Consider the following 19,902-nt stretch of genomic DNA (forward strand, 5'->3'; position numbering starts at 1 on the left):
GGTGAATTCATACAGTCGTTGCAACGTGAGGGGTTGCGATGAGTGTGAGGTACTCGAGCCAGGTGCGGGCGTCGTTCATCGAGGCTGTCTGTGCGGGGTCGTCGGTGAAGGCTGCGGCTGAGATGCTGGGCGTGCCGCGGGGCACGGTGCGGGGTTGGTGGGAATCTGCAGGCGTGAATATGCGATTGCAGCGGGGACGTCGCGGCGGGCTCGCTGCCCCGCTGCCGCCGGCTCGAGCTAAGGGCGGGCGGTATCTCTCTTCCGAGGACCGGGCGGTGATTCAGGCGGGGTTGACGGGGCGACTCACTCTGGCCCGGATCGGAGCACTGATCGGGCGGGACAAGTCTGTGATCAGTCGAGAGATCACCCGGAACCGCGGCGCCGACGGGGTCTACCGTGCAGCGGTCGCTGATCGGGGCGCCGCAGTCGAGCGCGCTCGCCCGAAACAGCCCAAGTTGGCTGCGAACCCGGTGCTGCGTGCTCGGGTCGAGGAGGGGCTGGACCAGGGCTGGAGTCCCGGGCTGATCGCCGCGATGCTCGCTAGGGATGCCGGCCAGGACCAGACTGGGCGGGTGAGTCACGAGACGATCTACCGGGCCCTGTATGTCCAGGGGCGCGGCCTGCTGCGCCAGGACCTGGCCCGCAAGCTGTCCACCGGGCGCACCCGCCGCAAACCGCACGGCAATCTCGAGCGGCGGGGCAAAGCGATCTACGAGCACGCCTACACGATCAGTGACCGGCCCGCCGAGGTGGCCGACCGCGCCGTGCCAGGACACTGGGAAGGCGACCTGATCATGGGGGCCGGGAACCGGTCCGCGGTCGGGACGCTGGTGGAACGCTCGACCCGGTTCGTGATTCTGCTGCACCTACCGGGCCGCCACACTGCCGACGAGGTCGCGACCACGATGATCCAGCAGATGAGCGCCCTGCCGGAGCATCTGCGGCGCTCGATCACCTGGGACCGCGGCGTCGAGCTGGCCGACTACGCCCGGATCCAGCTCGCCCTGAAAGCACCGGTGTTCTTCTGCGACCCGCACTCGCCCTGGCAACGCGGCTCGAACGAGAACACGAACCGGCTCCTCAGGTTTTGGCTGACCAAGGGCAGCGACCTGCACGCGTGGGACGCCGCAGCGCTGCAGCGCGTACAAGACACGTTGAACCAGCGTCCCCGACCCACCCTCGACTACCGCACACCAGCCCAAGCACTCAACACACTCCTGAACCCGCAAGTTGCAACGACCACTTGACAGCGCCNGGCAGGGCAGTGCAGAGCATCGAGCTCCCCGCCCGCCGCAGCGCTGCAGCGCGTACAAGACACGTTGAACCAGCGTCCCCGACCCACCCTCGACTACCGCACACCAGCCCAAGCACTCAACACACTCCTGAACCCGCAAGTTGCAACGACCACTTGACAGCGCCCCAGTTGAACTGGCGCAGCACCCCGCGAAATGGCGCAGCGCGAACGCCCCGGCCGAACCGCGCCGACCGATGGGCGCGCCCTCTGGTCAGTGCCGCCGCGGGTCGTCGTTGCGCCCGTCGGGGCGGTCGCCACGCTTGCGCAGGTACTTCTCGAACTCCTGGGCGATGGCCTCACCGCTGGCCTCGGGGGAGTCCACGGTGTCGCGCGCCTGCTCGAGCTGCACGATGTAGGCGGCCATGTCCTCGTCATCAGCGGCGAGAGCGTCGATCCCCGCTTCCCATGCCGCGGCCTCACTCACGAGGTCGCCACGCGGGATGGTCACGTCGATGACCTCCTCGAGCCTGTCGATGAGCGCCAGCATGGCCTTCGGAGACGGGGCGTTGTGCACGTAGTGCGGCACCGAGGCCCAGATCGTGAGTGTGGGGATGCCCACCTTCTCGGCGGCATCCGCCAGCACGCTCAGGATGCCGACGGGACCCTCGTACGTCGAGCGCTCCAAGTGCAGGGCCGCACGCATGTCGGCGTTGTCGCTGGCCGACATCAACGAGATCGGTCGGGTGTGCGGAACATCCGCGAGCATGGCACCGAGGAACACGATGCCGCCGATGTCGGCGGTCAGCGCGGCGTCGATCACCTCGGCGGCGAACCCCTTCCAGCTGCGCGACGGCTCCGTGCCGAGAAGCAGGTAGATATTGCCCGTGTTCGCCCCGCTCACCTGCAGGTCGGCATCCGCTGCCAGCGAAGCCACCTCGGCCTCGGGACGCGTCGGTCCGTACATGTCGGCACTCGGCCACGTCAGAGTGCGCTGGCCATCCTCGTCCGTCGCCACCATCGGGCGATTGAACTGGTAGTCGAAGTACAGCTCGGGGTCGACGGTGAAGATCTCGACCAGTTCGAGCTCGTCCTTGAGGGAGCGCACGGCTCCGGATGCCGCCTCGCCCGCGTCGTTCCAGCCCTCGAAGGCGACGACCAGGATGCGACCGTTCAGGATGCCGTTGCGTTCTGCCACCGGGGGCGACCTCGATTCCGTCCGTGGCCGCTGACGGCCTGACCTCAAGGATAGGACGCGCAAAGTAGACTTGACCGTTGTGACCACAGACACTCCGGCCGCCGTCCTCTGGGATATGGACGGCACCCTCGTCGACACGGAACCGTACTGGATGCGTGCCGAGACCGAGCTCATCGAATCGTTCGGCGGAGTGTGGACCCACGAGGACGCCCTCGGCGTCGTGGGACTGGGCCTCTGGGAGTCGGCCCGCATCTTCCAGGCCGCCGGTGCCGAGCTCGACGCCGACGCCATCGTCGACAGGTTGACGAACAGCGTGCAGCAGCAGCTGGAGACCGATGGGGTGCCGTGGCGTCCCGGTGCCCGCGAACTGCTCTCCGAACTGCGCGAGAATGGCGTCAAGACCGCCCTCGTGACGATGTCGGTGAAGCGGATGGCCGAGCAGGTCGCCGCCCTCATCGGTTTCCCGGCCTTCGACGTCATCGTCACCGGCGACTCCGTCGAGAACCCCAAGCCGTTCCCTGACGCCTACCTCGCCGCTGCCGAGCAGCTCGGGGTGGCGGCATCCGCGTGCCTGGCGATCGAGGACTCGGTGCCCGGCCTCGCCTCGGCTCGTGCCGCCGGATGCACCACCGTCGGCGTGCCGCACATGGTGCCGCTCGCCGCCGGTCACGCCGACGTGCTCTGGCCGACCCTCGAGGGTCGTACCCTCGCCGATCTCCTCGGCGTTCACGCCGCATCAGCGGAAGGCATCGCACGATGACCGCAGAAGACCACCGTCCGGCCAACAGCGGCCCGTTCCGCATCGGCGACCGCGTGCAGCTCACGGGGCCCAAGGGCAAGATGAACACCATCACGCTGGAGTCGGGCAAGGACTTCCACTCCCACCGCGGCATCCTCCCGCACGACGACATCATCGGTCTTCCCGACGCATCCGTCGTCACCAACAACGCCGGCGTCGAGCACCTCGCCCTGCGCCCGCTGCTGGCCGACTTCGTCATGTCGATGCCGCGCGGAGCCGCGATCATCTACCCGAAGGACGCGGCGCAGATCCTCGCTCTGGCCGACATCTTCCCCGGAGCGACCGTCGTCGAGGCCGGCGTCGGCTCCGGAGCGCTCTCGCTCTGGCTGCTGCGCGCCATCGGTCCCGCCGGTCGCCTCGCCTCCTTCGAACGACGCGAGGAGTTCGCCGACGTCGCCCGGGGCAACGCCGAGACCTTCCTCGGCTACGAGCCCGAGAACTGGTCGATCACCCTCGGTGACCTGGCCGAGGAGCTTCCGCAGCAGGTGGCGACGGATGCCGCCGATCGCGTCGTGCTCGACATGCTCGCGCCGTGGGAATGCCTTCCCGCCGTGTCCGAGGCGCTCAAGCCCGGCGGTGTGCTCCTCTGCTACGTCGCCACAGTGACCCAGCTCTCCCGGGTCGCCGAGGCCATCCGCGCCACCGGCGAGTACACCAACCCGCAGTCCAGCGAGACCATGGTGCGCGGCTGGCACGTCGAGGGTCTCGCCGTTCGGCCGGACCACCGAATGATCGGCCACACCGGCTTCCTGCTGACGGCGCGTCGTCTCGCGCCCGATACGGTGCTGCCCGAGTTGAAGCGCCGGCCGTCGAAGACCGACTTCAGTGACGAGGACGTCGAGCTCTGGACCCCCGGGGCACTCGGCGAGCGCACGGTGAGTCCCAAGAGCATGCGCAAGCGCGTCCGGGCCGCCGGAGCCGGTGCAGCGGCCTCGAAGGCTCGCGACCTCGAGGCCGACTAGGATCACTGTTCGGGCGAGATGGCAGCATCGGCTGCGCCATCCGTTCTCCAGCACTCACAGAACCCCAGCATCGAAACGAGGACCCGTGCGCAAGCTTCCCGCGCTCATCGCGGCCGCCGGCCTGATTGCGGTCGCACTGACCGCCTGCTCATCGACTCCGGCCGCGGCCGACTGCACCGGCGGTGCCCCGTCTGGAGACGCCTCGAAGCTCGTGACGGCCACGGGAGCCGTCGGCTCCGCGCCGAACGTCGACTTCCCGACCCCTCTGAAGGCCGAGCAGACCCAGTCCAGCGTGCTCACGGCAGGCACCGGAGACGGCGTCGTGGCAGGCCAGAAGGTCACCATCGAGATGGCCGTGTACAACGGCACCGATGGCAAGCTCATCGAGAAGACCAAGTACGGCGCGGACGACGCGACGCCCCTCTCGGTCGTCGTCGCGAAGGACCAGCTGCAGGAGGGCCTGCGAAAGGGCCTCCTCTGCGCCACCGAGGGTTCGCGCATCAGCCTCGTCGTGCCCCCGAAGGACGCCTTCGGCGACGCGGGCAACGCCAGCATCAACGTCGGCCCTGACGACAACCTGGTCTTCGTGATCGATGTCGACAAGACCTACCTGACCCGCGCGAACGGCGCCGAGCAGACCCCGCAGAACGGCTTCCCGTCGGTCGTCCTCGCCGAGAACGGCGCCCCCGGAATCACCATCGGCTCGGATCCCGCTCCCAAGACTCTCGAGGTCGCCGATCTCAAGAAGGGCACCGGCACCGCCGTGAAGAAGGGCGACAGCGTCACCGTTCACTACACGGGCGTGCTTTGGGACGGCAAGAAGCCCAGCACGGTGTTCGACTCCAGCTGGGAGCGCGGCACACCGGCCACCTTCACCGCGGCATCAGGCGTCGACGGTGGCGTGATCGAGGGCTTCGCCGATGCCCTCGTCGGCCAGAAGGTCGGCTCGCAGTTCATCGCCATCATCCCTCCGGACAAGGGCTACGGCTCCACCGCCCAGGACACCATCCCCGCGAACTCGACCCTCGTGTTCGTGGTGGACGTGCTCGGCGTCGGCTGAGCGTTCGCACCGGGGGTCGCGTGACCCGCTGATGACGGGGTCGGATGCGCAGCATCCGGCCCCGTCTCGCTGTCCGGATGCGGCCGGAACAGTAAGATCGCAGACGTGCCTGCAAGCCCTCCCACCTCCGTCGAAGAGCGTCTCTTCAGTCTCACCCTGGCCCTCATGGCGAGTGAGAACGGCCTGACCAAGGCCGACATCCTCTCGACCGTGCAGGGCTACAGCCGCGACTACAGGGCCGGCGGAGACAACAGCGCTCTCGAGCGCAAGTTCGAGCGCGACAAGGACGCCGTGCGCGAACTCGGCATCCCGCTGGAGACCATCGACTCGCCCGATCGCCCCGGCGACAACACGGCGCTGCGCTACCTCATCCCCAAGCGCCTTTACGACCTGCCGAGCGACATCGAGTTCTCGCCGCAGGAGATCGGCCTGCTGGCCCTCGCCGCGGCGGTCTGGCGTGAGGGCTCCCTGTCGGACGACTCCCGCCGCGCCCTGCTCAAGCTCAGCTCGCGAGGAATCGAGGCGAGCGAGCCCCTCGTCGGTTACGCGCCGCGCATCAGGGTGCGCGAGGCTGCGTTCGCTCCACTGCAGGCGGCGCAGACGGCCAAGGTCGTCGTCTCCTTCCCCTACCTCAAGCCCGGTGAAGCGGCCCCGCGCCGGCGCACCGTGCTGCCGCTCGCCCTCGTGCAGCACGATGGACGGTGGCACCTCTACGCCCAGGACATCGACGCCGGAGCCACCCGCACCTTCCTGCTGTCCCGCATCGTGGCGACTGTCGTGCAGCGCCCCGACGTCGAGGCGCCCGAGATCGACACCACAGGAGCCGTCGAGCGCTCGCAGACCGAACTCGCCGAGGTGTCGCAGCGCAACAGGGCCGTGATCGAGACCAGGCCCGAGACCGATGCCGCCATGCGGCTGGGCCGCCGGGCAGCTGAGAGCGACGGCACCCGCGTCGTGCTCCACTTCACCGACCTCGACATCCTCGCCGACGAGCTCGCCGGCTACGGACCCGAGGTGCTGGTGCACGAGCCCCCGGCCCTCCGCGCCGCCGTGCACCGGCGCCTGCTCCAGGTCGCCGCCCAGCACCGCTCGGAAGGAGCAGCCCGTGGCTGAACGACGACGCACCCTGCTCGGAGCCGACCGCACTCTCTTCATGCTCTCCGTCGTGCCGTACCTCCTGGATCGCGGCGCCGTCGCCGTCGACGAGGTCGCCGAGCACTTCGACGTCACGCCCGAGCTGGTGCGTCGCACCATCGCTCTCCTGCCGATGACGGGCATCCCCGGTGAGTCGAAGGCGTATCTCGACAACGACCTGTTCGAGATCGACTACGACGCCCTCGAGGAGGGCACAGTCATCCTCACCCGCAACATCGTCATCGACGAGGCGCCCCGGTTCTCCGCGCGCGAGGCCGCAGCGCTCATCGCCGGGCTGAAGTACCTCTCCGCCCTCCCGGAGAACGCCGACAGCGACGCCATCAGCGTTCTCCTGGCGAAGCTCGCGCGTGGTTCGTCGGCAACGCCGGCCGAGGTGGGAGTCGAGAGCGGGGTACCCGATGCGACCCGGGCGCTGCTGCGATCCGCCGCATCCGCCGGCACCAGGGTCGCCTTCGACTACCGCACGTCGCGCGGCGATGCCGAGAGGCGGATCGTCGACCCCCTGCGCCTCGAATCGATCGATCGCGACTGGTACCTGCGCGGCTGGGACCACGCCCGCGAGGCGCTGCGCACCTTCCGGCTGGACCGCATGGACGCCGTGGAGGTGCTCCCAGAGCCCGCTACCCGCACGATCGACGACTTCTCGCTCTCCGACGAGCTCTTCCAGGGGTCGCCCGACGACCTCGAGGTCGTCATCGAGGTGCCCGTCGACGGGCTGCCGCTGCTCGCCGACTATCGTCCGGAGGGCAGCGAGCCCGGTTCGCGTCCCGGCCTGGTGCGCACGACCCTTCGCGTGGCGCACCATCACGGCCTCAAGCGCATCGTCGCCGGCTACGCGGGCATCGTGACTGTCGTCTCGCCCCCCGAGGCGCGTCGCGTCGTCGCGGAATGGGCCGAGGCCGGAGCCGAGCAGTACGCCGCCGACGCCGAATCGCACGCGGGTTAGGCTGACCGGATGCCGAGCTGGTCGTGGTTCCTCATCTGGGGTGTGCTCCTGGTCGCCCTCGTGCTGGTCGTGGTGTTCCTCGGCCGTCGTGCCTGGCGCAAGGGCCGCGTCGCCCTCGCGGCCTACGGCGACCTGACTCGTACCGCATCCGAACTGGAGCGTGCCCTCGACGGACTCGAAGACGCCGCCGAGAAGGCCGCCCAGCGTGAGAGAGCGGTGTTCGGTGATCGCGACGGCTACGCCTTCGCCTGGGGCATGCGCATGGCCGAGCGGGCGCACCGCCGCCAGGCCCGCCGAGACGCACGTGTCGCGCGGGGTAGACTACTCACACATTCCACGCAGAATTGGACCAGCTGACATGCTTCAGAACCTCACCGGATGGCACTTCCTGATCATCCTCGTGATCATCCTTCTGCTCTTCGGCGCTCCCAAGCTCCCGGCTCTGGCCCGCAGCCTCGGCCAGTCGATGAAGATCCTCAAGACCGAGGTCGCGCCGGACAAGAAGCCTGAAGAGACGACGACAGTCATCAACTCCGACGGTTCGACGACTGTCACGAACCCCGACGGCTCCACGACGACCACGACTGTGGCCTCGACGGATGCCGCGGGCTCGACCGATTCCCCCACCAAGAAGTAGCGTGGCCGCTCGCGCAACGAAGCGCAGCAACAGCGAAGGTCGGATGTCACTGGGCCAGCACCTGCTGGAGCTGCGCAAGAGACTCTTCCTCGCCGCCGGCGGCATCGTCGTGGGCGCCATCGTCGGCTGGTTCCTCTCCGATTTCGTCTGGAACGCCCTGCGCGTTCCGGTGATCCAGATCGTGAAGGCGCAGCACCGCAACGCCGTCATCAACTACCCCGACATCACCTCGGCCTTCGACCTGAAACTGCAGATCGCCTTCTACATCGGCATCGTGATCTCGAGCCCCATGTGGTTGTACCAGATCTTCGCCTTCTTCATGCCGGCGCTCAGCCGCACCGAGAAGCAGTACACCTTCGGCTTCTTCTTCACGGCCATCCCACTGTTCCTGGCCGGCTGTGCGGCCGGCTGGTACGTGCTCCCGCACGTCGTCGACCTGATGACGAGCTTCGCACCGCCCGACGACGCGGCGTTCATCAACGCCAAGGACTACTTCCAGTTCGTGCTGAAGCTCGTGCTGGCCATCGGCATCGCCTTCGTGCTGCCGGTCTTCCTCGTCCTGTTGAACTTCGCGGGCGTGATCAGTGCGAAGTCGATCATCGGCTCATGGCGCTGGGCGATCCTCGTGATCGTGCTGTTCACCGCGATCGCCACTCCCGCAGCGGATGTCGTGTCGATGTTCCTGCTGGCACTGCCGATGGTCGTGCTGTACTTCGCGGCCTGGGGCGTGGCGTGGGTGCACGATCGTCGTGCTGCACGGCGCGCGCGGGCGTTCGAGGCCGAGCTCGCGCTCTGACGCTCCGACACGACCTAGGCTGAAGTCGTGAGCACACCCTCCCCAGCCGAGCGGTACGCGGCCTTCAGGACCAGCTCGACGCATCCGCAGCTCGAGGCCTTCCGTGCCGGGCTCGGTTTCGATCTCGACGATTTCCAACGCGGGAGCTGCGCCAGCCTCGAAGACGGCGGCAGCGTGCTGGTCGCAGCGCCGACGGGCGCCGGCAAGACCGTGGTGGCGGAGTTCGCCGTCTACCTGGCCATGCAGCAGTCGCGGGCGAAGGTGTTCTACACGACGCCGATGAAGGCCCTCTCCAACCAGAAGTTCAACGAGTTCGTCGACGAGTACGGTGCCTCCGAGGTCGGGCTGCTCACCGGCGACACCAACATCAACTCCGGCGCGCGCATCGTGGTCATGACCACCGAGGTGCTGCGCAACATGCTCTACGCCGACTCCGACCTGCTCACGGACCTCGCCTTCGTCGTGATGGACGAGGTGCACTTCCTGGGCGACCGCTTCCGCGGAGCAGTCTGGGAGGAGGTCATCATCCACCTCCCGCAACGGGTGCGGATGGTCTCCCTGAGCGCCACCGTGTCGAACGCCGAGGAGTTCGGCGACTGGCTCCAGGCCGTGCGTGGTGACACCGCGGTCATCGTTTCCGAGGATCGCCCCGTGCCGCTCGAGCAGCACGTGCTCGTGCGCACCAAGCTGGTCGACCTGTTCGACTCGTCCGGCGTCATCACGACGATCCGGGTGAACCCCGAGCTCGTGCAACTGGCGGCATCCGGTGGTCGCTCCATCCAGAACAGGTCGACAGCCGGTCGTCGCGGGCGCGATCGCGGCGGCTACCACCGCCCGCCGCCGCACGAGGGCAGGATGCCGCGCGAGGACCTGGTGGCACTGCTCGACGGCAAGCACCTCCTGCCGGCCATCTTCTTCATCTTCAGCCGGGTCGGATGCGACCAGGCCGTGCGCCAGGTGCTGCGAAGCGGCATCAGGTTGACCGATGCCGCCGAGCGCAGCGAGATCCGCCGCATCGCGGAGGAACGCAGCCGCACCATGGTTGACGAGGACCTCGCGGTGCTCGGCTACTGGGAGTGGCTCGAGGGGCTGGAGCGGGGTGTTGCCGCGCACCACGCCGGCATGCTCCCCGCGTTCAAGGAGGTCGTCGAGGAGCTGTTCCAGAAGAAGCTCGTCAAGGTCGTCTTCGCCACGGAGACGCTGGCGCTAGGCATCAACATGCCGGCCCGCACCGTGGTGATGGAGAAGCTGGAGAAGTTCAACGGCGAGGCCAGGGTTCCCGTCACGCCGGGGGAGTACACCCAGCTGACCGGGCGAGCGGGTCGGCGCGGCATCGACGTCGAGGGACACTCGGTCATCCAGTGGCAGCAGGGCCTCGACCCGCAGGCCGTCGCCTCGCTGGCGTCCCGTCGCAGCTATCCGCTCAACTCCAGTTTCAGACCCACCTACAACATGGCCGTCAACCTCATCGAGCAGTTCGGGCGCGAGCGTGCCCGCGACATCCTCGAGTCGTCGTTCGCGCAGTTCCAGGCCGACCGTGCCGTCGTCGACCTGGCCCGCACTGTGCGCCAGCAGCAGGAATCGCTGGCCGGCTACGAGGAGGCCATGACCTGCCACCTCGGCGACTTCCGCGAATACGCCTCCATCAGGCACCAGCTCTCCGACCTCGAGAAGCAGGGCGCCCGCGCCGACAGCCAGCCCCAGGCGGCTCGTCAGAAGCGGCAGCGCGAGCTCACCAAGCTGCGCAATCGCCTGAAGTCGCATCCCTGCCACGCCTGCAACGAGCGGGAGGCGCACTCCCGCTGGGCCGAGCGCTGGTATCGCCTCAAGCGCGAGAATGACACACTGCAGCAGCAGATCCGCGCGCGGACCGGCGCCGTCGCCCGCATCTTCGACCGCGTCACCGACGTGCTCCTGCGCCTCGACTACCTCGAGCGTGACGAGCACGGTCGTCTGGGGGCGACATCCGCCGGACGGATGCTTCGCCGCATCTACGGCGATCGCGACCTGCTCGCCGCCGAGGCGCTCCGGCGCGGCCTGTGGGACTCGCTCGAGCCGGCCGGCCTCGCCGCGATGGCCTGCGCCCTCGTGTTCGAGCCGCGCCGTGAGGAGAGCGAGACCGTGGAGCGCTATCTGCCCCGCGGCGCGTTCCCCGAGGCGTTGGAGGCGACGCAACTGCTCTGGAGCGATCTCGACGACCTCGAGCGCGACAGCAAGCTGCAGGGCTCCAGCCCGATCGCGACCGGCCTGTGCCTGGCGATGTACAAGTGGGCCAGGGGAGGCAGGCTCACCGACGTGCTCAAGGAGGCCGACATGGCGGCCGGCGACTTCGTGCGCTGGACGAAGCAGACCATCGACCTGCTCGACCAACTCTCGGTCGTCGCCGACAACCCAGTGGCCCGGAACGCCCGCGCGGCCATCGACGGGGTTCGACGCGGCATCGTGGCCTACTCGACCGTCGCCTGAGTCCCGCTCGAGGCTCGTCGCTCACGCGTCGAGTCGCCCACTTCAGCCAGTGTGCGGTGCGCCCGACCGTCGGAAGTGGGCGGTTCGGATGACTCGACGCTCGTGAACGGATGCCCGTTCCGGCTCGCTTAGGCTGATCAGGTGCAGATCGGCGTCCCCACCCAGCGAGCGACGCCGCTCGTTCCGCTGTGGGGCGCGGTCCTCCTCGCTGCAGGCTCGGGCTATCTGCTCGACGCCGCGTTCCCCGATCGCGGCTGGTGGCCATTGGCTCCGGTGGCCCTGCTCCTCCTGCTCGTGGCTCTCCGTGGTCGCGGTTTCGGGACCGGCCTCCTCGTCGGCTTCGTGAGCGGTGCCGTGTTCTGGCTGGTCCAGATCATCTGGTTGACGCGCTACCTCGGCCCCGTGCCGTGGCTCGCCCTCGGCATCCTGCAGGCCATCTTCTTCGCGATCGGCTGCGCTCTCATAGCGGTCGTGCTCGGCTGGGGACCGGCCGTCTGGCCGACGCGCCTGGGGCGGCTCGGGATGCTGCCGGTCGTCGTCGCCGGCCTCTGGACCGCTCGAGAGGGCTTCACGGCCGTCGCGCCCTATGGTGGCTTCGCCTGGGGCCGTCTGGCGCTCTCGCAGTCCGAGAGCCCGTTCGCCGACCTCGCCGCCTGGTTCGGGGTGGCCGGACTCAGCTTCGTGATGGCGTGGCTCGCAGCCTTCAGCTTCTTCCTCATCCTCGAGTTCGGTATCCCGGCCGGAGTGCGCGCCCGTGCCGCCGTCGGCGCCATCGCTGTTCTCATCGTGGTGCCTGCGTGGCCCACCATCGTGTCGGGAACCACCACCGTCGCCGCCGTTCAGGGAAACGCCGACGCCGGTCTGTTCGCGAACCGTCCGGCTGGCGAGATCCTCATGGACCACGCCTCCGCCTCCCTGCCCCTCGCCGGCAAGGACATCGACATGGTGGTCTGGCCCGAGAATGCGTCGGATGTCGACCCCAATCGCTCGGCACAGGCTGCCAAGGTGCTCGACTTCGTCTCGACCTCGCTCGATGCTCCACTCGTGGCGGGAACCGTCACCGAGCGCGACGGCCTCTACTACAACACCTCGTTCCTCTGGGAGCCGGGGGAGGGGATCGTGGACTACTACGACAAGGGCCATCCCGTCCCCTTCGCCGAGTACATGCCCGACAGGGCATTCTGGCGCCCGTTCGCTCCGGACCTCATCGATCTCGTCGGCCGGGACTACCAGATCGGACGGACCGACGGCGTCTTCGACATCGACGGCGTCATCGCCGGGATCTCCATCTGCTTCGACATCGCCGACGACCAGTTGATCTCCAACCTCATGCACCAGGGCGCGCAGATCATCCTCGCGCAGACGAACAACGCCGACTTCGGCACCGCCGAGCAGCCGACGGATGAGAGCGCCCAGCAGTTGGCCATAGCCCGCATCCGCGCGGTCGAGACCGGGCGCACCGTCGTGAACATCTCGACGGTCGGGGAGAGCGCCATCGTCGCACCCGACGGATCGACCATCGACTCGCTGCCGGCGTTCACGGCCGGGGCCATGGTGCAGGAGGTTCCGCTCAGCGACACCACGACGCCCGCCATGGTGATCGGCCGGGGGCTCGAGTGGCTGGTGGCCGGACTCGGCCTGGCCGGGTTCGTGCTGGCCTGCCGGGCCGCTGTCCGCGGGCGGCGCATCCGTCGTCGAGTGAGCCGCTGACTCCGGCTGCAGCGATCCGCGGCGGATACTCACCGGTGCCGTTAAACGGAAACGCGACCGCCCGATGACGGGCGGTCGCGTTCCGATGGTCGTTCGCGGCGGCTAGGCGCCGATCTTCTGCTGGCCACGACGGGCGCGCAGGATGTTGAGTCGTTCCTCGAGCAGCTCTTCGAGCTCGGGGATGGTGCGACGCTCGAGCAGCATGTCCCAGTGGGTACGGGCGACCTTCTCGTCGGAGCGGTCGATGACGACAGGCTTCGAGTCCACGATGAGGATGGCCTCGAGGCCGCACTGCTTGCATTCCCAGCTCTGCGGGGCCTCGGCGTCAGCCGAGAACGTCATCACGGATTCGTGACCGCAGTGCTCGCACCGATAGGTGTGATTGACGCGCTGTGCGAAAGCGACGCCCTCTTCGCTCTGAAGGCTCTGTGCGCCCAAGCGCATTCCGCGCAAACTACGATCAGCCATGGTGATCTCCTCTCACTGCCTGAACAGTTATAGCGTCCCAAGCTGGGCGTTACCTTGCCGTGACCTCCCGTTCGCACAGCCGTCTCCCAGCCTGGGCGTGTGGAAGCGCCTCGTCGCCCGAGATCCGAGCTGACGTCTGGCGCTGCCTTCAGGCGCTGCCGTCGCGACGCAGTACGTGCCCCGCGACGTCGGCACGATCGGTGACGATACCGTCGACGCCGAGGGCGAACAGCCGTCGCATGGCGGCCGGATCATTCACGGTCCAGACATGCACCTCGAGGCCGGCGGCATGGACCGCCTCGACCACGCGCGGGGTGACCAGCTGCACACCGGCGCTCCTCTCGGGGATCTGCAGCGCGACCAGGCCCCCAAGAGTCCTGATCGCGCTGGTACGCAGCCCGCTGCGGGCACCGAGCACGGCGCGCACCACGATGGACGCCGACGCCGACGACGCCACGCCGGGCAGCAGGGCGACGGATGCCGCCCGGCGACGCTCCGAGAACGAGGTGATGAGCACCCGCTCGATGGCCTGTGCCGCCTGCACTGTCTCGGCGACGCTCGCGATGGACCCGGCATCCTTCACGTCGATGTTGAAACGAGCCGTGGGGAACGTCGTCAGCGCGTCCTCGAGGGTGCAGAACGACTGGCCGTGACCCAGGTCGATGTCGAGGAGCTCGGCGACCGAGAGTTCGCCGATGCGCTGCTTCCTGCCGGCCAGTCGCACCAGGTCGGGGTCGTGGCTGATCACGGCGACGCCGTCACGGCTGGTGTGCACATCCGTCTCGAGATGGGTCGCGCCGACCTCGAACGCGCGTTGGAAGGCGAGCAGGGTGTTCTCCGGCGCGTTGAGCGCCAGGCCCCGGTGTGCGAAGACGCGCGGCCACGCGGTGTCGAGGAACGAACCCGGCGCCTGCACCAGGAGCCTCAGGCCGAGACTGGCGGATCGGCTGGGGGAGTGGGGCCACCCTTGCCTGCCGTGAACGCCGAGCTGAAGCCCTTCAGGGCCTCGGTGAACTCGCTCGGGATGATCCAGAGCTTGCTCGCCTCGCCTTGGGCGATCTGCGGAAGGGTCTGCAGGTACTGGTAGGCCAGCAGCTTCGGGTCGGGGTCGCCCTCGTGGATGGCTGTGAAGACGGTGCGGATGGCCTCCGCCTCGCCCTGGGCGCGCAGCACGGCGGCCTTCGCATCACCCTCGGCACGCAGGATCTCGGCCTGCCTGGCGCCCTCGGCCGTCAGGATGGCCGACTGCTTCGTTCCCTCGGCCGTGAGGATGAGGGCTCGGCGGTCTCGCTCGGCGCGCATCTGCTTCTCCATCGAGTCCTGGATGGAGTGGGGCGGATCGATCGCCTTGAGCTCGACGCGATTGACGCGGATGCCCCACTTGCCCGTCGCCTCATCGAGCACAATGCGCAACTGCCCGTTGATGTTGTCGCGGCTGGTGAGAGCCTCTTCGAGGTTGAGCCCGCCCACCACGTTGCGGAGGGTGGTCGTGGTCAGCTGCTCGACGGCGCCGAGGTAGTTGGCGATCTCATAGGTCGCGGCGCGGGCATCCGTCACCTGGAAGTAGACGACGGTGTCGATGGAGACGACCAGGTTGTCTTCGGTGATGACGGGCTGCGGAGGGAAGGAGACGACCTGCTCGCGCAGGTCGACGAGTCGACGCACCTTGTCCACGAACGGGACGAGAAGGTTCAACCCGGGCATGAAGGTCTTGTGGTACCGACCGAGGCGCTCGACGACGCCCGCGTAGGCCTGGGGGATGATCCGGATGGAGCGGAACAGCACCACCAGCACGAAGATGATGATGGCGAGGATGATGACGGCCAGAACGATCTGGCCTGTCACTGTGTCTGTCACTCTGGCGTCCTTTCGACCGGCACGACGACGGCGGTTGCCCCGTCGATGGCGGTGACGATGACCTGTTCGCCGACGGCGACGATGCGCTGTTCGGTCACAGGGGAGAGGCGGATGGTCCAGGTCTCGCCGTTGGCGAGCTTCGCCTGGCCCGGTCCGGCACCGACGCCGATGGAGGCGACGATGGTCGCGCCCATGCCGATGAGGGCGTCGACATTGCTGCGAGCCGGATCGCCGCCGCGCTTGAGCGCGCGGAGCAGCGGAGGCCGGATGAAGGCGAGCAGCGCGACGGAGAGCACGGCGGCGATGACGATCTGCCACCACCATGGCACCCCGAGCAGGCTGGCGATCAGGCCACCGACACTGCCGATGGCGATCATGAGGAAGGTGAGCTCGAGGGTCAGCGTCTCGATCGTGACGAAGATCAGGATGAGCGCGAGCCAGACGACCCAGGCGAATGCGAAGACCCCGTCGTCCATGTACGCCCCCTTCGCGCTTCCTCTTCGACGCTATCAGGTGTTTCGCTCGCTTCCGAGGATGTTCGGTAGTGTCGAGCGGGGGATGCGCGCGGTAGGCACGCATCCGCCCTCGCTTCATTTCGCACCACTCTCGAGGAGTCGCACAGTGACCAACCCGCTCGCCCCCGGATCGCTCACCGGGAAGACAGCCGTCGTGACGGGTTCGTCCCGCGGCATCGGCGCCGACACCGTGCGCCTGTTCGCCGCAGCCGGCGCGAATGTCGTCATCAACTTCCGCAACAAGGAGGCGCGCGCCGTCAAGCTCGCCGACGAGATCCGCGCTGCCGGTGGGCGGGCCATCACTGTCGGCGCCGACCTCACGGACCGCGCCTCCGTCGACGGGCTCATGGCCGAGGTCGCCTCCGAGTTCGGCAGCATCGACATCCTGGTGCTGAACGCCTCCGGCGGGATGGAGTCGGGAATGGCGGCCGACTACGCCATGACGCTCAATCGCGACGCCCAGCTCGGTGTGCTCGATGCGGCTCTCCCGCACCTCGGCGTCGGCAGCCGGGTCGTGTTCGTCACCAGCCACCAGGCCCACTTCATCCGTACGACGGAGACCATGCCGGAGTACGTCCCCGTGGCGCTGAGCAAGCGCGCCGGCGAGGACGCCCTGCGCGCTCGGATCCCCGAGCTCTCGGCATCCGGGATCGACTTCGTCGTCGTGTCGGGAGACATGATCGAGGGCACCATCACGGCGACCCTGCTGGAGCGGGCGAACCCCGGCGCCATCTCGTCCCGCAAGGAGTCGGCCGGCAAGCTGTACAACGTCGGCGAGTTCGCCGCCGAGGTCGCTGCGGCGGCGGTCGACCCGATCCTGGCGGACAACACCCGGTACGTGGGCGACACGAGCGACTTCGTTCCGGAGAGCTGAGGCGGTTCGCCGACCTGACGACGACGAAGGCCCCTGTCCACTCGGACAGGGGCCTTTGCCGTGGCAGGAGTGTTACGCGGCCGTGGACTTCCGTCCGAAGGTGAAGGCCTGCACCAGCTGCACCAGGCCTGCGACCACGAGGAAGATGCCGCCGATCCAGACGAGGACGACCACCGTCGCCTCCGGGAGGAACAGCACGACGATGCCGGCGATGATGCTGATCACGCCGAAGAGGATGCCGGGCCAGCGCGAGCCGTCGGTCGCGGACTCGACCAGCGCGGCGACACCCTCGATGATCCAGGCGATGCCGATGATGATTCCGAGCAGCGCCACGGTCGACTCGAGGTTGCGCAGAGCGAAGATGCCAGCGATGACGAGCAGCAGGCCCAGAACGATGTTCAGCGTCCTGGATCCGCCGGAGATGCCCTTCGAGAAGATCCCCTTCGCCAGGCGCACGATTCCCACGATGAGGAAGTAGAGGCCGAACAGCACCGCCAGGAGACCCGCCGTCTTGTCGGGCCAGACGAGGATGAGGATTCCCAGCACGAGCGCGATGACGGAACTGATACCGAGGGCCACCCGGATGCCGTTGACTTCGGACTTGCTGAGACGATCGGGATCGATCTGGAATCCCAATGCGGTGTTGTCGGACATGTCACTCCTTCATGGATACGTTGTTGCCGATTGTGGCGTAGATCCGACGATTTCTCGCCATTGAGACGGCCGGTGTCGCGAATGGCCGTGGGCGGTGCGGCGGATGCGGGGGAGCGGGGTCGACCGTCGGCGGGCGCCGGTAATCTGTTCGGCGACGTCGACCCGCCCTGACAGATGGAGACACCATGAGCATGGACACGCAGCCGACCGAGCGTCACCCCGCCGACAGCCACGATCTCATCAGGGTGCAGGGCGCCAGGGTGAACAATTTGAAGGACGTGAGCGTCGACATCCCGAAGCGCCGCCTGACCGTGTTCACCGGCGTCTCCGGCTCGGGCAAGAGCTCCCTCGTCTTCGGCACCATCGCCGCGGAGTCGCAGCGGATGATCAACGAGACCTACAGCACGTTCGTCCAGGGGTTCATGCCGACGATGGCCCGACCCGAGGTCGACGTGCTCGAGGGACTGACGACGGCCATCCTCGTCGATCAGGAACGCCTCGGCGCGAATCCGCGGTCCACCGTCGGGACGGTCACCGACGCGAACGCGATGCTGCGCATCCTGTTCAGCCGCCTCGGCCAGCCGCACCTCGGGTCGCCACAGGCGTTCTCCTTCAACGTGGCATCGGTGCAGGGCTCGCGAGAGGTGACCATCGACAAGGGCACGGGCTCGGCCATGAGTGATGACTTCGCCATCACCGGTGGGATGTGCCCACGCTGCGAGGGCATGGGCTCGGTCACCGACATCGACCTGGCCGAGCTCTACGACGACAGCAAGTCGCTCGCAGAGGGGGCTCTCACCATTCCCGGCTACACGGTCGACGGCTGGATGGTGCGCATCTTCAGCGAATCCGGCTTCCTCGATCCGGCGAAGCCGATCCGGGAGTACACCGAGACCGAGCTGCACGACTTCCTCTACAAGGAGCCGACGAAGGTCAAGTTCCAGAACATCAACATGACATACGAGGGCCTGGTCTCCAAGATCCAGAAATCCTTCCTGTCGAAGGACAAGGAGGCCATGCAGCCCCACATCCGCGCCTTCGTCGACCGCGCCGTCACCTTCACGGCGTGCCCGGACTGCGGCGGAACCAGGCTGAGCGCCGGCGCACGGTCCTCGAAGATCGGCGGCATCAGCATCGCGGATGCCTGCGCCATGCAGATCAGCGACCTGGCCGCCTGGGTGAACGGCCTCGACGAGCCCTCCGTCGCGCCGCTGCTCGCCACCCTGCGGCAGACGCTCGATTCCTTCGTCGAGATCGGGCTCGGCTACCTCTCCCTGGACCGCTCGTCTGGCACCCTCTCCGGCGGGGAGTCGCAGCGCGTCAAGCTGATCCGTCACCTCGGATCGGCGCTCACCGACGTCACCTACGTCTTCGACGAGCCCACCATCGGACTGCATCCGCACGACATCCAGCGCATGAACGAGCTCCTGCTGCGTCTGCGCGACAAGGGCAACACCGTGCTCGTCGTGGAGCACAAGCCCGAGATGATCGCCATCGCCGACCACGCCGTCGACCTCGGACCGCGCGCGGGAACGGCCGGCGGCACCATCACCTTCGAGGGGACCATCGACGAACTGCGCGCCAGCGACACGTTGACCGGCCGGCACCTCGACGACAGGGTCTCGGTGAAGTCGACCGTGCGCGAATCGCGCGGAACACTCGAGATCCGCGGCGCCACGGCGCACAACCTGCAGGAGGTCGACGTTGACATCCCGCTCGGCGTCCTCGTCGTGGTCACGGGCGTAGCGGGTTCGGGGAAGAGTTCGCTGATCCACGGCTCCATCCCGGCCGGGTCGGGCGTGGTCTCGATCGACCAGACCGCCATCAGGGGTTCGCGGCGCAGCAACCCGGCCACGTACACCGGGCTCCTCGAGCCGATCCGCAAGGCATTCGCGAAGGCGAACGGCGTCAAACCGGCCCTCTTCAGCGCCAACTCGGAGGGCGCCTGCCCGAACTGCAATGGCGCGGGAGTCATCTACACGGATCTCGGCATCATGGCCGGTGTCTCGACGGTGTGCGAGGTCTGCGGCGGCAAGCGGTTCGACGCCTCTGTGCTCGACTACCACCTCGGCGGCCGCGACATCAGCGAGGTCCTGGCCATGTCGGTGAGCGAGGCGGAGGAGTTCTTCGCGGCGGGGGAGGCGCGCACCCCGGCGGCCCACGCGATCCTCGCCAGGCTCGTCGATGTCGGGCTCGGCTATCTGCGTCTCGGGCAGCCCCTGCCGACGCTGTCGGGAGGAGAGCGGCAGCGTCTGAAGCTCGCGACGCACATGGCCGAGAAGGGCGACATCTACGTGCTCGACGAGCCGACCAGTGGCCTGCACCTCGCCGACGTCGATCACCTGCTCGGCCTGCTCGACCGCCTGGTCGACTCTGGCAAGTCCGTCATCGTCGTCGAACACCACCAGGCCGTCATGGCGCACGCCGACTGGATCATCGATCTCGGACCCGGCGCGGGCCACGACGGCGGCCGCATCGTGTTCGAGGGCACGCCGGCGGATCTCGTCGCAGCCGGATCGACACTGACGGGGGAGCATCTCGCGGCCTACGTCGCCGGCTGATCGAGCAGATTCG

General features: G+C 68.0%; 19 protein-coding genes. 13 read left to right on the top strand and 6 right to left on the bottom strand.

Annotation, left to right across the window (positions count from 1 at the left end; genetic code table 11):
• Positions 1–38 precede the first annotated feature (38 nt).
• Positions 39–1,247 carry an IS30 family transposase gene (locus tag ASF30_RS00005; protein WP_055899747.1) on the top strand — a complete coding sequence of 403 codons (1,209 nt, stop codon included), beginning with the start codon at positions 39–41 and terminating at the stop codon, positions 1,245–1,247.
• Between the two features lie 258 nt (positions 1,248–1,505).
• Here ASF30_RS00005 and ASF30_RS00010 read toward each other — a convergent pair whose 3' ends face one another.
• Entirely contained in the window at positions 1,506–2,429 is a 924-nt protein-coding gene (locus tag ASF30_RS00010; RefSeq protein WP_055899750.1) for a proteasome assembly chaperone family protein, read from the bottom strand.
• A gap of 79 nt (positions 2,430–2,508) precedes the next feature.
• Here ASF30_RS00010 and ASF30_RS00015 point away from each other — a divergent pair, with 79 nt between their 5' ends.
• The 10 genes from ASF30_RS00015 to lnt all read left to right on the top strand — a co-directional run bounded on the left by ASF30_RS00015 (position 2,509) and on the right by lnt (position 12,960).
• Positions 2,509–3,189, top strand: a complete 681-nt coding sequence (locus ASF30_RS00015) for an HAD family hydrolase (RefSeq protein WP_055899753.1) — start codon at positions 2,509–2,511, stop codon at positions 3,187–3,189.
• Positions 3,186–4,190 carry a tRNA (adenine-N1)-methyltransferase gene (locus tag ASF30_RS00020; protein WP_055899756.1) on the top strand — a complete coding sequence of 335 codons (1,005 nt, stop codon included), beginning with the start codon at positions 3,186–3,188 and terminating at the stop codon, positions 4,188–4,190. The genes ASF30_RS00015 and ASF30_RS00020 overlap by 4 nt, the downstream gene beginning before the upstream one ends.
• Positions 4,191–4,275: 85 nt before the next feature.
• Positions 4,276–5,250, top strand: coding sequence for an FKBP-type peptidyl-prolyl cis-trans isomerase (locus tag ASF30_RS00025; RefSeq protein WP_055899759.1), 975 nt, complete (start codon positions 4,276–4,278; stop codon positions 5,248–5,250).
• Between the two features lie 105 nt (positions 5,251–5,355).
• Positions 5,356–6,363 carry a helix-turn-helix transcriptional regulator gene (locus tag ASF30_RS00030; RefSeq protein WP_235480215.1) on the top strand — a complete coding sequence of 336 codons (1,008 nt, stop codon included), beginning with the start codon at positions 5,356–5,358 and terminating at the stop codon, positions 6,361–6,363.
• Positions 6,356–7,351 (top strand): helix-turn-helix transcriptional regulator, encoded by a 996-nt coding sequence (locus ASF30_RS00035; protein ID WP_055899765.1) that lies wholly within the window; start codon positions 6,356–6,358, stop codon positions 7,349–7,351. Before ASF30_RS00030 ends, ASF30_RS00035 begins: the two co-directional genes overlap by 8 nt.
• A 9-nt stretch (positions 7,352–7,360) precedes the next feature.
• On the top strand, positions 7,361–7,708 hold the full coding sequence (locus tag ASF30_RS00040) for a hypothetical protein (protein ID WP_055899768.1): 348 nt from the start codon (positions 7,361–7,363) through the stop codon (positions 7,706–7,708).
• 1 nt (position 7,709) lies between these two features.
• Positions 7,710–7,988 (top strand): twin-arginine translocase TatA/TatE family subunit, encoded by a 279-nt coding sequence (gene tatA / locus ASF30_RS00045; protein ID WP_055899771.1) that lies wholly within the window; start codon positions 7,710–7,712, stop codon positions 7,986–7,988.
• A 43-nt stretch (positions 7,989–8,031) separates the two neighbouring features.
• Positions 8,032–8,784, top strand: a complete 753-nt coding sequence (tatC, locus tag ASF30_RS00050; RefSeq protein WP_055899774.1) for a twin-arginine translocase subunit TatC — start codon at positions 8,032–8,034, stop codon at positions 8,782–8,784.
• A 27-nt stretch (positions 8,785–8,811) separates the two neighbouring features.
• A complete protein-coding gene (locus ASF30_RS00055; protein ID WP_055899777.1) occupies positions 8,812–11,250 on the top strand; it encodes a DEAD/DEAH box helicase in 2,439 nt (812 codons plus the stop codon).
• A gap of 141 nt (positions 11,251–11,391) precedes the next feature.
• Positions 11,392–12,960, top strand: a complete 1,569-nt coding sequence (gene lnt / locus ASF30_RS00060; RefSeq protein WP_235480216.1) for an apolipoprotein N-acyltransferase — start codon at positions 11,392–11,394, stop codon at positions 12,958–12,960.
• Positions 12,961–13,062: 102 nt separating this feature from the next.
• Here lnt and ASF30_RS00065 read toward each other — a convergent pair whose 3' ends face one another.
• The 4 genes from ASF30_RS00065 to ASF30_RS00080 form a co-directional block, all read right to left on the bottom strand.
• Positions 13,063–13,428 carry an RNA polymerase-binding protein RbpA gene (locus tag ASF30_RS00065; RefSeq protein WP_055818572.1) on the bottom strand — a complete coding sequence of 122 codons (366 nt, stop codon included), beginning with the start codon at positions 13,426–13,428 and terminating at the stop codon, positions 13,063–13,065.
• A gap of 148 nt (positions 13,429–13,576) precedes the next feature.
• Complete coding sequence (locus ASF30_RS00070) at positions 13,577–14,344, bottom strand: glycerophosphodiester phosphodiesterase (protein ID WP_055899780.1); 768 nt, start codon at positions 14,342–14,344, stop codon at positions 13,577–13,579.
• Between the two features lie 8 nt (positions 14,345–14,352).
• A complete protein-coding gene (locus ASF30_RS00075; RefSeq protein WP_055899783.1) occupies positions 14,353–15,285 on the bottom strand; it encodes an SPFH domain-containing protein in 933 nt (310 codons plus the stop codon).
• Positions 15,282–15,761 (bottom strand): NfeD family protein, encoded by a 480-nt coding sequence (locus ASF30_RS00080; protein ID WP_055899786.1) that lies wholly within the window; start codon positions 15,759–15,761, stop codon positions 15,282–15,284. The genes ASF30_RS00075 and ASF30_RS00080 overlap by 4 nt, the downstream gene beginning before the upstream one ends.
• A 145-nt stretch (positions 15,762–15,906) precedes the next feature.
• On the opposite strand from ASF30_RS00080, the gene ASF30_RS00085 reads away from it, so the two are divergent.
• On the top strand, positions 15,907–16,674 hold the full coding sequence (locus ASF30_RS00085) for an SDR family oxidoreductase (RefSeq protein ID WP_055899789.1): 768 nt from the start codon (positions 15,907–15,909) through the stop codon (positions 16,672–16,674).
• Positions 16,675–16,746: 72 nt separating this feature from the next.
• Here the strand turns inward: ASF30_RS00085 and ASF30_RS00090 are convergent, their stop codons facing one another.
• Positions 16,747–17,328, bottom strand: a complete 582-nt coding sequence (locus ASF30_RS00090) for an HdeD family acid-resistance protein (protein ID WP_055899792.1) — start codon at positions 17,326–17,328, stop codon at positions 16,747–16,749.
• 185 nt (positions 17,329–17,513) lie between these two features.
• On the opposite strand from ASF30_RS00090, the gene ASF30_RS00095 reads away from it, so the two are divergent.
• Entirely contained in the window at positions 17,514–19,889 is a 2,376-nt protein-coding gene (locus tag ASF30_RS00095) for an ATP-binding cassette domain-containing protein (protein WP_055899795.1), read from the top strand.
• Positions 19,890–19,902: the final 13 nt, after the last annotated feature.

This window comes from Leifsonia sp. Leaf264, assembly GCF_001422325.1.
In the GTDB taxonomy this organism is placed as follows: Bacteria; Actinomycetota; Actinomycetes; order Actinomycetales; family Microbacteriaceae; genus Orlajensenia.

Coding starts and splice junctions, on each gene's coding strand:
- ASF30_RS00005 (WP_055899747.1), top strand. CDS start 39: ATGAGTGTGAGGTACTCGAGCCAGGTGCGGGCGTCGTTCATCGAGGCT.
- ASF30_RS00020 (WP_055899756.1), top strand. CDS start 3,186: ATGACCGCAGAAGACCACCGTCCGGCCAACAGCGGCCCGTTCCGCATC.
- ASF30_RS00040 (WP_055899768.1), top strand. CDS start 7,361: ATGCCGAGCTGGTCGTGGTTCCTCATCTGGGGTGTGCTCCTGGTCGCC.
- tatA (WP_055899771.1), top strand. CDS start 7,710: ATGCTTCAGAACCTCACCGGATGGCACTTCCTGATCATCCTCGTGATC.
- tatC (WP_055899774.1), top strand. CDS start 8,032: ATGTCACTGGGCCAGCACCTGCTGGAGCTGCGCAAGAGACTCTTCCTC.
- ASF30_RS00065 (WP_055818572.1), bottom strand. CDS start 13,428: ATGGCTGATCGTAGTTTGCGCGGAATGCGCTTGGGCGCACAGAGCCTT.
- ASF30_RS00080 (WP_055899786.1), bottom strand. CDS start 15,761: ATGGACGACGGGGTCTTCGCATTCGCCTGGGTCGTCTGGCTCGCGCTC.
- ASF30_RS00090 (WP_055899792.1), bottom strand. CDS start 17,328: ATGTCCGACAACACCGCATTGGGATTCCAGATCGATCCCGATCGTCTC.
- ASF30_RS00095 (WP_055899795.1), top strand. CDS start 17,514: ATGAGCATGGACACGCAGCCGACCGAGCGTCACCCCGCCGACAGCCAC.